Origin of the sequence: Streptomyces sp. NPDC087845 (genome assembly GCF_044742755.1) — a bacterium.
GTDB lineage: Bacteria > Actinomycetota > Actinomycetes > Streptomycetales > Streptomycetaceae > Streptomyces.
In genome coordinates this window covers 21238-35527 of record NZ_JBIUVC010000015.1, presented here as the reverse complement: position 1 = coordinate 35527, position 14290 = coordinate 21238, and the positions used below count along the sequence as shown (strand labels likewise).

The following is a 14290-nucleotide window of genomic DNA, read 5'->3' as shown; positions in this document are numbered from 1 at the left end:
AATCGGAACATTCCCCCCAAATAGCCCGCATCGACACAGGAGATCTTGCCGGATCTTGCCCCGGCTTCTCACTTTGGTATACAAACTGGAACCGGTTGTGCTTCAAATGCCGAGGAGCCCCTCATGCGTGTCGAATCCGCCCCGCCGCACCCCTGCCGGCGGAACCGTCCGCAGCGGCGGCGCACGGAGGGGCTCCGGCTCCAGCGGGCAGTGGGCCGCCTCGTGCGCGGCTTCGCGGGAGACCTGATCCTGGTGGACGGCACCCCGCTCGCCGATGTGTCCGTACTGAAGACGCCGCCGTACAGGGTGCGCGCGGGCCTGACGCACCAGCCGTGCCCCTGCCTCTGTCCCTGCCTCTGTCTCTGCCTCTGCCTCGCTCCCGAGGCTGAAGACCTTGCATCTCTGCGGTAACGGGCCGCCGCCTACGGCTCGTTACCGCATCTGCCCCTGCTGCCTCTTCCCCAGCCGAAGGAGTCCCCCATGACGTCCCCTTCCTCTCCGGTGTCCCACCACGGCGTCCTCGCCGGCGCCGCCTCCGCGGCGGGCACGGACTCCGCCGTGTCCGCAGGAACGCCGTCGGCCCTGGCCGATACCCGGAACGGGCCGCGCGACGTGGCGGTCTTCCGTGACGTGCGGCCCCTGGGCGCGGCGGACCCGGTGGATCTCACCGTCGTCGACGGCCGCATCACACGCGACCCGGCTCCCGGGGACGCGAAGGTGATCGACGGCGGCGGCCGCATCGCCCTCCCCGCTCCGGTCGACGCGCACATCCACCCCGACAAGACGACGTGGGGCGGCTCATGGGTCTCCCGCGAACCGGCGAACGGCATCGCCGGCCTCGCCGCCCAGGACGCCGAGCTGTTCCGCGGTCAGCGTCGGCCGGTGGCCGAGCGGGCGTACGGACTCATGGCGCACGCCGTGACCCGCGGGACGCGGGCGATGCGCGCCCACGCCGACATCGCCCCGGCCTACGGCTTGGCCTGCGTGGAGGGGATCGGAGAGGCGAGCGAACGGCTCAAGCACGCGCTCGACGTGCAGATCGTGGCCTTTCCGCAGCACGGCGTCGTTCGCGCCCCCGGGACGGCGGAGCTGCTCAAGGAGGCGGCCCGCAGCGGAATCGTGGACATGATCGGCGGGATCGACCCGATCAGCTTCGACCACGCCTTGGACGAGCAGTTGGACCTGGTCTTCGACCTTGCGGACCGATACGGCGTCGGCGTGGACATCCATCTGCACGACAGGGGCGAGACCGGTCTGACGGTGCTGCGCGCCCTCATCGACCGCACCCGTGCACTGTCCCTGCAGGGCAAGGTGACCGTCAGCCACGTCTTCTGCCTGCCCGGTCTCTCCGACACCGAACTGGCCGAGGTGGCCGAGGACCTGGGCGACCTGGACATCGCCCTGACCACCGTGGCGCCCAGCAGGTCGCTCGTCCTGCCGATCGCGAAGCTTCGGGAACACGGGGTTCGGGTCGGGCTCGGCTCGGACGGGGTGCGCGATTCCTGGAGCCCCTTCGGCAACGCGGACATGCTCCACCGGGCCCACCTGCTCGGCTGGATCACCGGCGCGCGCCTCGACGAGGAGCTGGCAGCCTGCTACGAAACCGGCGCGCACGGTGGCGCCGACGTCATGGGGCTGCCCCGCGCCGACCTCTCCCCGGGCTCCCCGGCCGACTTCGTCCTGCTGCGTGCCGAGTGCCTGCCGCAGGTCGTGGTAGACATGCCCGCGCGCGACATGGTGGTGCATGGCGGCCGAGTGGTGGCCCGCGACGGCGAGCTGATCTGACAGCCCCTCCCGCCCTCGCACCCCGGCGGCCCGTCACCTCACCACGCGCATAGGGTGACGGGATGCCCGGTGGCCCACGAGACCCCGATGACTCGCGAGTTCCGGGACAGGTCGGCAAGGGCCCAGGGAGGACGGCACACGTGACGGCAAGCACCGGCTGGAAGGGAGACGGAGGGCAGCCGTCGGCTCCAGCACCGCGCACACCACTGAGCGAGCTCGCGCGCCGGGCCATCAGGGAACGCATCGTCGACGGCAGCTACGCCCAGGGCACCCGCGTGGTGGAACGCGAGATCGCCCAGGACCTCCGGATGTCGCGGGTACCGGTGCGAGAGGCCCTGCGGGCGCTGGTGGAGGAGGGCCTGCTGGACCTGCTGCCGCACAGCGGCGTGCGGGTGCGCCGACTGGAGCGCGTCGATGTGGAGCACCTGTACGACGTATGGGAGCCACTGGCCATCCAGGCGTCACGCCTCGCGGCCCGCCGTGTGGCCCTCGCGGCCCCGGAGGAGGCCGCCACCGTTCTCGGGGACCTGCGGGACGTACTGGACCGGGCCGAGGCCGCAGCCGCCGCAGGGGAACGGGCGGCGGAGAACGACGCCGGCACCGCCTTCCACGACCGGATCGTGGCCCTGGCGGACAACCCGTTGCTGGCCCAGCTCATGCAGCGGCTGGACGGACAACTGCGGCTCCTGTTCGGCCTGAACACGGAACCCGCCCCCATGCGCGCACAGCACAGCGAAATGTACGAACGCATCGCGGCGGGAGACGCCGACGCCGCCGGGGCGATCACCCTCCTGCACGTCCGCAAGAGCAGGGAACTCGCACTGCGAGCAGTGGCCGCGCCAACCACCCGCTGAACGGCCCGCACACGCGACCTCGGGATCTCGCGTAGCGACAGACCGGATAAGAACTGTCATGCGCACGACAATTCGCGCCCTCGCGCTCACCGACGAGACCCCCGGCTGCGCCTACTGGTACACCGCCGGCGTCAACCGGGCCGGTGTCATCGCCCTGGTGGCCGGCACGGCAGCCGCCGCTCTGTATGTCAGCACCCAGCTCGGTCCGCTGGCCCGCACTGCCGGGGAATCGACCTCGCCCTCCCCGTCGGAATGACGGTCGCCGCAGCCACCTACGCGCTTCTGATGCGTCGGCACCGCACCGCACTCGCGGCCGAGCCGCACTGACACCCCGCTACGCACCCGGGGGCCGCTCCCAGGCAGGGCGCACACCCCCGGGCTGCCCGGCGGACACGTCCGAAGAAGCAATGAACGGCGAACGACAGCACATCGTCGTCTGCGCGGCCGCGGAGAAGGTGCGCCGAAGAACGCGCTCACCGGGCCGATGCACGCCATCGGCCCCAAAGAGAGGGCCGGGAAGGCCGAGAGCGCCGAGACAGCCGGCAACCGGCAACCGCAAGCACTTCGAACGCGCCCCCTCCACGGTGGGCGTCCCCCAGGGCCGACTCGTGCGTCCCCCGGGGACGGTGCACTGTGGAAGACGTGGGCCTCAGTGAGCGGTTTACGGGTCTGCGGGAGCCATTGCGGCCGAGCCATGCGCTGCTGGTGATTCCCCTTGCGCTCATCATCGTGATCACAGCGGTGGACATCCTGGCACCGGAAGACATCCGTCTGGGGCCTCTTCTGGTCATCGCGCCCGCGATCACCGCCTCATTCGCCGGCCCTCTGTCGACCGGAGTCATCGGGCTTCTGGCCGTGGCGGCCCAGGCGTACATCGGCCTGTACTTCGGTGTGCTGTCCTCCCGCAACACCCTGGTACAGATCGTCGCCATCGGCGTGCTCTCGATCCTGACCGCGCTCTTCGCCCTGATACGCGAGCGGCGCGGACGGCAGCTCGCCCGGGTGCGGTCGGTGGCCGAAGCGGCGCAGCACGTCCTGCTGTGGCCGCTGCCGGACCGTATCGGCCCACTGCGCGTGGCCTCCTTGTACCTGGCCGCCGAGGACGAGGCCCTGATCGGGGGTGACCTCTACGCGGCCACCCGTGTCGAAGGCGGAACCCGGGTGCTGATCGGTGACGTGAGAGGCAAGGGCCTCGCCGCCATCGGAGAAGCCGCCCTCCTGCTCGGCGCCTTCCGCGAGGCTGCCCACCAGCACACCGGCCTGCCCGCACTCGCCGCGGCCCTCCAGAAGAGCGTCCGCCGCTACGAGGACGACTTCGAGTCGGAGGACGCGACCGGGGAGTGCTTCGTCACCGCGCTGCTCCTGGAGATCCCGGACGAGGACCATGTCATCCGCATGACCAGCTGCGGACACCCTCCTCCCCTGCTGCTCACCCCAGGGCGCTCCGTGAGCGTGCCCAATCTGCACCCCGCGCCACCGCTGGGGATCGGCAGCACCGGGCCCGCGTCCTACAGCCTGGACGTGTCCACCTTCGAGGACGGCGACACCCTGCTCCTCTACACCGACGGCGTCATCGAGGCGCGCGACCGCAAGGGAGACTTCTACCCGTTCGCGGAGCGGGCCGAGCGGTGGACCGAGAGTTCTCCCGAGGCACTCCTGCACCACCTGCGACGGGACCTCCTCGCCCACGTCGGCGGACGGCTTGGCGACGACGCCGCCGTCATCGCGATCCAGCGCGACCCCACCGCGCGTCCGGGACACCGTCGTGGAAAGACCAACCGGGCGCCCGGGGATTCGTCCGGAGACCGCCTTTGACCTCGACCGTGGTTCAGTTCTCACCGTGGTGGCCGAGCGATACCGGTGGCGGCCTGCCCTCGACGGGCTGGAACGCCGCGACCGGGGAGAGGCTTCGACGACCTCTGCCGGGGAACAACATCTCTACGAGAGGTCGGCAGAACCTCGTGACCGCGCGAGCCGACGTGCTCGGGCCGTGTCCGTCGCACGCCGCGTCCCGCGGGATCGTGCGACGCCATGCTGGGCACGCCGTACGACGGCAGGAGGTTCCGCCCTCCGCAGAGCCGCTCCTCGGAGGAGTTCTCCGATGACCACCACATTCAAGGTGACGTCGCTGACGCCCACCCACCGCGACCATCTCCTGAGTCTTGCCGACAACGTATGGTTCCCCGCCGCGCACCGGCTCTTCGAGGAACACACGGCTGCCGACCGCTTCTGGATCATGAAGACGGGCACGGTGACCCTCGACTCGCAGCTTCCGCGCCGGCGTCGCGCGGAGATCGAGTCGCTGGGGCCGGGCGAGCTGGTCGGACTGTCCTGGCTCTTCCCGCCGTTCGAGTGGGAGCTCGGAGCCGAGACCGTGAGCCCCGTCCGTGCCTTCCAGTTCGACGCGCCGCAAGTCCGCGCACTCTGCCGGTCGGACCCCGAGTTCGGATTCGCGATCAGCCAATGGGTCGGCCTCGTGCTCACCCAGCGGCTGCACGCGACGCGGGGCCGGCTGCTCGATCTGTACGAGTCCGCCGCTCACATCTGACGTCTCGATGTGCCGTCCGTGGACGGCACGTCTCGATGTGCTGCCCATGGACGGCGGGGCACCGAAGGTGCGTGCGACGTCGGACGGCCGTCGAAATCCGGACCGGCCGACGGCCGTCAAGACCCGGCCGGGAGTCGCGTGCCCCGCCCTGTCAGGCGTCGGACACGGTGAAGAGGCTCCCGTCGGGGTCGCGGATGATGAAGGCGTCCTTCGCTGAATCGGCGAGTGAGGGTGAGGGTACCGCTGAGGATTCGCCTCCGGCGTCGACGGCGGCCGCCGCGGCCTTTTCGCTGTCCCTGACGTGGAAGTCGACGATCCAGCGCGGGCGGATCTTCGGGTCCGGGGCGGTCTCGATGCCACCGCCGCGCAAGGTGGCGACAGTGTGCCCGGCGAGCTGGATGACGACGTGGTCCTGTGCGTAGTCGACCATGCAGCCGCCGGGAGGCTGGGCCCAGTCGAAGACCTCGGCGTAGAAGATGGCGGCCTCGAACGCGTGGCGGGTCTGCAGGTCCAGCCGGGCGGGAGCGCTGCCCCGTCCCACCGACCAGGCCAGGGCCGGTCCCTCCCAGAAACCGAACATCGCCCCGTCGCGGTCGGCGGCGATCCCGGCGCGCCCCGCGCCGAGCTTCAACGGGCCGATCGCGAGCGTGGCGCCGCGCTCCCTGACGCGGCCGGCCGTCTCGTCGGCGTCACGGACAGCGAAGTACGGCATCCAGACGGCAGGAGGGCCGCCGGGTGAGCAGGATCCGATTCCGGCGACCGGTTCGCCGTGCGCCATGGCCACCGAGAAGTTGCTCCCGAGGCTGCTGTCCCGGAATTCCCAGTCCATGACCGCGGTGTAGAAGGACTGCGCCGCGTGCAGATCGTGTGCGATCAGGTTCACCCAGCAGGGCGCCCCGGCCACCGGCATGATCCGTTCGAAGGACGGCATTCGATGCTCCTTCCGGTGGACCGGTCGCCGACGTGATCGGGGGGTGGGCCCGGCCGGGTTTCAGGCTTTGGTGGTGCGGCCGCTCAGCAGGCCGCGTACCCGGTCCACCAGCCCGGCGTTCTCCTCGTCCACCGGCCCCTCGCCGTGCGCCGCCCTCGCCGTCGCGAACCTGCTGGCGCACCACCCGGTACAGGCGCGTCCCCTCGCCCACCGAGTGACGCACCCACGCACCGTGCACCCGCGGCCACCGGTTCTCCGTACCGTGGCCCCGCGGCCACCGGTTCTCCGGTCCTTCCCGTAAACGGAGCCGGCCCTTCGGCGCTCGATGGGTGAGCACATGCGCAGGACGACCGGCGGGTCGGCCTCATGCCGTCAGCGTGTACCCGGTGGGATTCCACCGCACTCCAGAGCCGCTCCGTCCACGCCCGATCCCGCATTTGCCGGGAACCCCGTCCCTCACGCAGCGGGCCCGCGCGCAGGCTCCGCCGGGTACGGCGAACGCGGACAGTGGTCCCAGGAGGTCCACCGTGCACCGGTGGCGCACCGGGTTCGCATCGAAGCCGCCGGCCGCGGCTGCGGGAACCCGCTTCTCCCCAACGCCCGTGAACCGCTCGGCGCCTTCGGCGCCGAGACCTCGCCGGCGTCGGCGCAGGAAGCACCGACGACACCGCCTTCCTCGCCGTACGGCTGCCCGCACACCGCCGCCACCGGCCGGACACACGGGCGATGTCGGGCGACTGGCGGACGCCGTCTGCCGCCCTGCCAAGAACGTCGTCACCGCCTCGATCCGGCCATGCGCTCCCACCCGATCCGGTTGTAAAATGTCGTCTAAAAGATGACAAATGCCATGTCATGCGGATGATGACACGCAAAGGAGGCAGCGATGGCGCGGGCAGTGGGCATTGACCTGGGAACGACGAACTCCGTGGTGTCCGTGCTCGAGGCCGGCGAGCCGACGGTCGTCGCGAACACCGAGGGCGCGCGGACCACTCCGTCGGTGGTCGCCTTCGCGAAGAACGGCGAGGTGCTGGTCGGCGAGGTCGCCAAGCGGCAGGCGGTGACGAACGTCGAGCGGACCGCGCGGTCGGTCAAACGGCACATGGGAGACGCTCAATGGCATTTCCCCGAGTCCGGCGACATCGACGGCAAGCGGTACACGGCGCAGGAGATCTCCGCGCGGGTGCTGCAGAAGCTGAAGCGGGACGCCGAGGCACATCTCGGGGAGGACGTCACGGACGCGGTGATCACTGTCCCGGCGTACTTCAACGATGCCCAGCGCACCGCGACCAAGGAGGCCGGCCGGATCGCGGGCCTGAACGTGCTGCGGATCATCAACGAGCCGACGTCCGCGGCGCTCGCCTACGGCCTGGACAAGGAGAACGAACAGACGATCCTCGTGTTCGACCTCGGTGGCGGCACCTTCGACGTATCGCTGCTGGAGATCGGTGAGGGCCTGGTGGAGGTGAAGGCGACCAACGGCGACACGCAGCTCGGTGGCGACGACTGGGACCAGCGGATCGTCGACCACTTGGTGAAGCAGTTCAAGAACGGCTACGGCGTGGACCTGTCCAAGGACAAGATGGCTCTTCAGCGGCTGCGTGAGGCCGCGGAGAAGGCGAAGATCGAACTGTCGTCCGCGACCGAAACCACCATCAACCTGCCCTATGTCTCGGCGTCGGCCGAAGGCCCGCTGCATCTGGACGAGAAGCTGACGCGCGCGCAGTTCGAGCAGCTGACGGCGCCTCTGCTGGAGCGCTGCAAAGGGCCTTTCCACAACGCGGTCAAGGACGCCGGAATCAAGGTGTCGGACATCGACCATGTGATTCTGGTGGGCGGTTCGACGCGGATGCCCGCGGTGACCGAGCTCGTGAGGGAGCTGACCGGCAAGGATCCGCACAAGGGTGTGAACCCGGACGAGGTCGTCGCCATCGGCGCCTCGCTCCAGGCCGGTGTCCTCAAGGGCGAGGTCAAGGACGTCCTGCTGCTCGACGTCACCCCGCTGTCCCTCGGTATCGAGACCAAGGGCGGCATCATGACGAAGCTCATCGAGCGCAACACCACGATCCCGACCAAGCGCTCCGAGATCTTCACGACGGCCGAGGACAACCAGCCGTCCGTGCAGATCCAGGTCTACCAGGGCGAGCGCGAGATCGCGGCGTACAACAAGAAGCTCGGCATGTTCGAGCTGACCGGCCTGCCGCCGGCCCCGCGGGGCATCCCGCAGATCGAGGTCGCCTTCGACATCGACGCGAACGGCATCATGCACGTCGCCGCCAAGGACCTCGGCACCGGCAAGGAGCAGAAGATGACCGTCACCGGCGGCTCCTCGCTGCCGAAGGACGACATCGACCGCATGGTGCGCGAGGCCGAGCAGCACGCGGAGGAGGACCGGCAGCGCAAGGAGTCCGCCGAGACCCGCAACCAGGCGGAGAGTCTGGTCTACCAGACCGAGACCCTGCTGCGGGACAACGCCGACAAGATCCCCGCGGATGTGCGTTCCGAGACCGAGGCCGCCCTGACGGAGGTCAAGGAGAAGCTCAAGGGCGAGGACACCGCCGAGATCCGTACCGCCACCGAGAAGGCAGCGGCCGCCGCGCAGCGGATCGGCACCGCTCTGTACGCGCAGGCACAGGGCGGCGAACCCGCTGGGGGCGGTACGGCCGGTACCGGCACTCCCGGGGGCACGAGCACCGGTGACGACGAAGTCGTCGACGCCGAGATCGTCGACGACGACCAGAAGGGGGGTACCGGATGAGCAAGGATCCGCACCTCCCGCATCAGGGCGAGCGGCCGCTTGTGCTGGTGCGCGACCGGAGCGCGGCCATTCCGGCCGCTCTTCCGCCCCGGCAGCACCGGGACGCGGGGACCGACCGGGCGGAGACAGAAGGCGAAGGGCTGCCCGAGACACGACTGCGCGAGCAGATCGCGGAGTTGACCGCGGACCTGCAGCGGTTGAAGGCCGAGTACGACAACTACCGCAAGCGGGTGCGTCGCGACCGCCTGGCGGTACAGGAGATCGCGGTGGTCAACGTCCTCACCGGGCTGCTTCCGGTCCTGGACGTCGTGGAAGGGATCCATCGGCAGAACGACGACCACGGCGCGGCCGAGGTCCTCGCCGCCACGCTCCAGGACCGGCTGGCGGTGCTGGGACTGCGGACCGTCGGTGCCGCGGGTGAACCCTTCGATCCCCGCACGCATGAGGCGGTCGCCTACGACGCCTCCGGCATCGCCCACGAGGCCGTGTGCACCGAGGTGCTGCGGCAGGGCTACCGGGTCGGCGACCGTCTCCTGAGGCCGGCTCAGGTGGCGGTGACAGGACCCGCTCCCGCCGCATAGTCCTGCGGGAGCGGCTCCCCGGACTTCGGGCCGGGGCGGTGCCGGAAGGGCCGGAACGGACACGACCGGTCGGACACCACCGGCTGGATCGGACGCGGGGGAGCTGACCGCCGCGGGCGAAAGGACACGCAAGCGACACCGAAAGACATTCATGATCGCTTCATCGGAAAGTCGATCGGACCGCCCCACCACCTGACTCACGACACCTAACGTCTTTGGTTCAGACCGGTTATTCACCCGTTATGACGCCGGACCAGGAAACCCGGCTCAGAAACCCGGACCAGAGAACAGGTGCCCCCGTGAGACTCGCCCCTCTCCTCATCGCCGCGACGTCCGTCGCGCTCGTCTCCCCGACCGCCGCGCACGCCCACTCCCCCGGCAGCCCCACCCCGGCCGCCCCCGGTGTCAGCGTTCCGGGTGGGCGCTACGACCACGCGGTCGAACTGAAGTTCCGGGCCGAGCGCGGAACCACCGTCCGCTACACGCTGGACGGTACGACCCCGACGCGCGACAGTCGCGTCTATTCCCCCGGCCGCCCGCTGCGGATCAAGAAGGACACCAATGTCACGGCGGTCGCCTTCCGCGGCAAGCAGAGCAGCGTCCCGGTGTCGTACGGCTACCTGATCAAGTCCCGGGAGAAGCCGCTCGCCCGCCTCGTCGTCATGTCCGACGTGCACGTCGGCAGCCATGCGAGCGCCGACAAGAAGTACGAGAGCTTCTTCGACACCATCGGGTCGATCTTCCCCGAGCCCGACGCGATCCTGTCCAACGGCGACATGATCAACGACAACGGTGACGGCAAGGGGCCCGATCACAAGATCGTCTCCGAGATCTTCCAGGCCAACCTCGCCCGCAAGGGCATGACCGGCACCCAGTTGCTGATCTCCAACGGCAACCACGACGCGAGCCTCGACGCGATACGGGCCGGATACCCCAAGGCGTGGTTCCCCGACTCGGGTGGTGGCTACTACGAGTCCGAGGTGAAGGGCCTGCACGTCCTCACGGTCAACACCGAGACGTACAACTCCGACACCGCCCAGCGCGCGTGGCTGAAGGGGCGGATGGCCGCGGTCACCGCCGACCCGGCCTACGCGGGCAAGCCCGTCCTGGTCCAGGGGCACCGGCCCACCACGGGCACGACCATGGACGGCCAGCAGGCGTCCAACCCACGGCTGGCGGAGGATCTGAGCGCCTTCCCGCAGGCCATCCTCTTCTCCGGTCACTCGCACCTGAACGTCAACGACGACCGCTCGATCCACCAGCGGGACTTCACCTCGGTCAACGACGGTTCGATGTCGTACGTCGAAATCGACCACGGCTACCAGATGGTCACCGAGGACGGTCTCGCCGACCGCTTCGAGTCGCCGACCGCACAGGCCCTCTTCGTGGAGGTCTACAAGAACCGCACGGAGATCGCGCGGGTGAACATGGCCGCGGACAAGCACGACATCTACACCGGTGGCCAGTGGTCGGCGAGCTGGCAGCCGCCGTACGCCAGCGCGGGCACGCTGAGCGGTGCCACCTGGACCGTGCGCCTGAAGGGTTCGACGAGCCGGCAGATCAAGAAGAACTTCCGCTACACCGACGCCGAACGCAACACCGCGGCACCGCGGTTCACCACCCGTGAGCCGCTGTCCCGGGTGCACGACGCGAAGGGCGGCACGGCGCTGCGGATCGCGCAGGCCAAGGACGACCAGATGGTGCACCACTACAACGTGGACATCACGGACGCGTCGACGGGGGCCCCGGTCGTCTCGTCCAAGGTCCTCTCGGACTTCTACTTCATGCCCCGCCCCAACACCCTCGACGTCCCGGTGCCGGGTGCGGTCGCGGGCAAGCGGTACGTGGCACGGGTCGTCGCCGTCGACGCGTACGGAAACGCTTCCCCGGCCGCGTCGCTGACGTTCCGCAAGTAGTCGGGCAGTGCGGCCGGGACCGGGCGGCTCCCTCCCTGGGGTGCCGTCCGGTCCCTGTCCTGCCGGCTGGTCAGGTCGTGTCGGGGTCGACCACGGCCCGGCCCTTGGCGCGCCTGCCGACGACCGCGGCCGCCGCGGCCGCGCTGCCCGCGAAGGCGAGGGCGACCATCCATGGCTGGTTGAAGACGTGCCGGGTGACGTGGTCGACGGAGTACCGGCCGGGTCCGATCAGACCGATCGCCGCGGCGGTGAAGCCGAGGAAGGCGGGGTACTCGTAGCCGCCGCCCTGCGCGAAGAATCCGGCGGGCGCGTGGACGGCCACGGCCCCCGCCATCGCCCCGGCCGCTGCCGCACCGGCCGCCGGGGTGGCGAGGCCGAGGGCCAGCAGGGCGCCGCCACCCGCCTCGCCGAGCCCGGCGGCGACCGCGCTGTGCTTCGGCGGGTGGAAGCCCATGGCCTCCATCGCGGCGGTGGTTCCTTCGATGCCTCCGCCGCCGAACCAGCCGGCCAGTTTCTGGGTGCCGTGCGCGGCCAGTACCGCGCCGGTGCCGACGCGCAGGACGAGCAGGCCGAGGTCACGCCGGTCGAGGCAGGCCATGGGGGTTCTCCGCTGGGGTTCGGGGCCGGGTGGGGGCAGGGGGCGGGGCCGGTGGGGCCGGGCCCGCCGCCCGATGCGAGTGGCGGGCGGGTGCCGTGGTTCCACTCTCCGTGGCGCGGGGCGCCGACGTGTCCCGGTGTTACGCCGTCCGGGGGACGGCCGCACGCGCGGCCCTGCGACGCACGCCATTGTGCAACTTGTTGCACAATGGCGTTGTGTTCGTCTACAACTGGCGCAACGACACTGTGTGAGGAGCCGCCGCATGAGCCCGTACCCGAATCTGCTGAGCCCGCTCGACCTCGGGTTCACGACTCTCCCCAACCGGGTGCTGATGGGGTCGATGCACATCGGCCTGGAGGAGGCCGAGGGCGGCTTCGAGCGGATGGCCGCCTTCTACGCGGAACGGGCCCGGGGCGGCGTCGGCCTGATGGTCACCGGCGGCATCGCACCGAACGCCCGGGCCTGCTCCTTGCCCGGCGGCGCCAAGATGACCACCGAGGCGGAGGCCGAGCAGCATGCGCGGGTGACCGCCGCCGTGCATGAGGCGGGCGGCCGGATCGCCATGCAGATCCTGCACTTCGGCCGGTACGCGCACCATCCCGGCCTGGTCGCGCCGAGCGCGATCCAGGCGCCGATCAGCGCCTTCACCCCGCACGCCCTCACGGACGACGAGGTCGAGGAGACCGTCGAGGACTTCGCCAGGGCCGCCGGGCTCGCGCAGCGTGCGGGGTACGACGGTGTCGAGATCATGGGCTCCGAGGGCTATCTGATCAATGAGTTCATCGCCGCCGCGACCAATCACCGCACCGACCGCTGGGGCGGCTCGTATGAGAACCGCATCCGGTTCCCCGTCGAGATCGTGCGCCGGGTCCGGGAGCGGGTCGGCAGCGACTTCATCCTGATCTACCGGCTCTCCATGCTGGATCTGGTGCCCGGCGGCTCCTCCCTGGAGGAGGTCGTGCGCCTCGCCCGCGAGATCGAGTCCGCCGGCGCGACGATCATCAATACGGGGATCGGCTGGCACGAGGCCCGGGTCCCCACCATCGCCACCTCCGTGCCGCGCGGTGCCTACACCTGGGTCACCGAGCGGGTGCGCGGCTCCGTCTCCGTACCGCTGGTGACGAGCAACCGCATCAACACGCCCGAGGACGCCGAGGCGATCCTCGCGTCGGGCCGGGCGGACATGGTGTCGATGGCCCGGCCGTTCCTCGCCGACCCGGACTTCGTCGTCAAGGCGGCGGAGGGCCGCCCCGACGCGATCAACACCTGCATCGGCTGCAACCAGGCCTGCCTGGACCATGTCTTCAGCGGCCGCGTCACCTCGTGCCTGGTCAATCCGCGCGCCTGCCACGAGACCGAACTCACCCTGGCGCCGACCCGCACCGTCAAGCGGGTGGCGGTCGTGGGCGCCGGGCCCGCCGGTCTCGCGTGCGCCGTCTCGGCGTCCGAGCGCGGACACCGGGTGACCCTCTTCGACGCGGCCGAGGAGATCGGCGGGCAACTGAACGTGGCGCGCCGGGTTCCCGGCAAGGAGGAGTTCAACGAGACGCTGCGCTACTTCCGCACCCGGCTCGCGGAGGAGAAGGTCGAGCTGCGACTCGGTACGCGGGCCACGGCGGATGTGCTCGCGGGCTTCGACGAGGTCGTCCTCGCCACCGGCGTCACGCCCCGCTCGCCCTCGATACCGGGCCTGGACCATCCCAGCGTGGTCGGCTACCTCGACGTCCTGCGCGACGGGGCCCGGGTCGGTGACCGGGTCGCGATCATCGGGGCGGGCGGGATCGGCTTCGACGTCGCCGAGTTCCTGACCGACCCGGGCGATGCCGCGAGCCTCGACCCCGAGGTGTTCTTCCGGCGGTGGGGCGTCGACACCGGCTACCGCGACCGGGGCGGACTCCGCGCCCCGGAACGTCCGAAGACGGCACGCACCGTCCACCTGATCCAGCGCAGGACCGGCAAGGTCGGTGCGGGGCTGGGCAGGACGACCGGCTGGATCCACCGCACCGAGCTGCGCCACCGCGGCGTGACGATGATCGCGGGCGCCGCCTACGACCGGATCGACGACGACGGACTGCACCTGACGGTCGACGGCGAACAGCGCCTTCTGCCGGTCGACACGGTAGTGCTCTGCGCGGGCCAGGAGCCGCGCCGCGAGCTGTACGAGGAGCTGCTCGCCGCGGGCCGCCCCGCACACCTGATCGGCGGCGCCGACGTCGCCGCCGAACTGGATGCCAAGCGCGCCATCCAGCAGGGCACGGAGCTCGCGGCTTCGCTGTGACGGACCCCGGAAGCCCCCGCCCGGGGGCTTCCGGGGTCCGGTCC

At 70.5% G+C, this 14290-nt stretch carries 11 protein-coding genes; 9 read left to right on the top strand and 2 right to left on the bottom strand.

Going from position 1 to position 14290, the window contains the following annotated elements:
* Nucleotides 1–480 precede the first annotated feature (480 nt).
* The 5 genes from ACIOMQ_RS31100 (at nt 481) to ACIOMQ_RS31080 (ending at nt 5187) form a co-directional block, all read left to right on the top strand.
* On the top strand, nt 481–1785 hold the full coding sequence (locus tag ACIOMQ_RS31100) for an amidohydrolase (protein WP_401939735.1): 1305 nt from the start codon (nt 481–483) through the stop codon (nt 1783–1785).
* A gap of 140 nt (nt 1786–1925) precedes the next feature.
* Nucleotides 1926–2639: a GntR family transcriptional regulator gene (locus tag ACIOMQ_RS31095; RefSeq protein WP_401757061.1), complete on the top strand. Its 714-nt coding sequence runs from the start codon at nt 1926–1928 to the stop codon at nt 2637–2639.
* 58 nt (nt 2640–2697) lie between these two features.
* Complete coding sequence (locus ACIOMQ_RS31090; RefSeq protein WP_401939730.1) at nt 2698–2895, top strand: hypothetical protein; 198 nt, start codon at nt 2698–2700, stop codon at nt 2893–2895.
* 413 nt (nt 2896–3308) lie between these two features.
* On the top strand, nt 3309–4454 hold the full coding sequence (locus ACIOMQ_RS31085) for a PP2C family protein-serine/threonine phosphatase (RefSeq protein WP_401940120.1): 1146 nt from the start codon (nt 3309–3311) through the stop codon (nt 4452–4454).
* Between the two features lie 286 nt (nt 4455–4740).
* On the top strand, nt 4741–5187 hold the full coding sequence (locus tag ACIOMQ_RS31080) for a cyclic nucleotide-binding domain-containing protein (RefSeq protein WP_362203239.1): 447 nt from the start codon (nt 4741–4743) through the stop codon (nt 5185–5187).
* 151 nt (nt 5188–5338) lie between these two features.
* Here the strand turns inward: ACIOMQ_RS31080 and ACIOMQ_RS31075 are convergent, their stop codons facing one another.
* Nucleotides 5339–6118: a VOC family protein gene (locus ACIOMQ_RS31075; protein ID WP_362203242.1), complete on the bottom strand. Its 780-nt coding sequence runs from the start codon at nt 6116–6118 to the stop codon at nt 5339–5341.
* A gap of 883 nt (nt 6119–7001) precedes the next feature.
* On the opposite strand from ACIOMQ_RS31075, the gene dnaK reads away from it, so the two are divergent.
* The 3 genes from dnaK (at nt 7002) to ACIOMQ_RS31060 (ending at nt 11370) form a co-directional block, all read left to right on the top strand.
* Nucleotides 7002–8873 (top strand): molecular chaperone DnaK, encoded by a 1872-nt coding sequence (gene dnaK, locus ACIOMQ_RS31070; RefSeq protein WP_402191270.1) that lies wholly within the window; start codon nt 7002–7004, stop codon nt 8871–8873.
* Nucleotides 8870–9454 carry a nucleotide exchange factor GrpE gene (gene grpE / locus ACIOMQ_RS31065; protein ID WP_362212073.1) on the top strand — a complete coding sequence of 195 codons (585 nt, stop codon included), beginning with the start codon at nt 8870–8872 and terminating at the stop codon, nt 9452–9454. Before dnaK ends, grpE begins: the two co-directional genes overlap by 4 nt.
* A gap of 299 nt (nt 9455–9753) precedes the next feature.
* Nucleotides 9754–11370 carry a chitobiase/beta-hexosaminidase C-terminal domain-containing protein gene (locus ACIOMQ_RS31060; RefSeq protein ID WP_401757054.1) on the top strand — a complete coding sequence of 539 codons (1617 nt, stop codon included), beginning with the start codon at nt 9754–9756 and terminating at the stop codon, nt 11368–11370.
* A 70-nt stretch (nt 11371–11440) separates the two neighbouring features.
* On the opposite strand, the gene ACIOMQ_RS31055 is transcribed toward ACIOMQ_RS31060, so the two are convergent.
* Nucleotides 11441–11968, bottom strand: coding sequence for a DoxX family membrane protein (locus ACIOMQ_RS31055; RefSeq protein WP_362212079.1), 528 nt, complete (start codon nt 11966–11968; stop codon nt 11441–11443).
* Nucleotides 11969–12230: 262 nt separating this feature from the next.
* On the opposite strand from ACIOMQ_RS31055, the gene ACIOMQ_RS31050 reads away from it, so the two are divergent.
* Complete coding sequence (locus ACIOMQ_RS31050; RefSeq protein WP_402191267.1) at nt 12231–14246, top strand: FAD-dependent oxidoreductase; 2016 nt, start codon at nt 12231–12233, stop codon at nt 14244–14246.
* Nucleotides 14247–14290 lie beyond the last annotated feature (44 nt).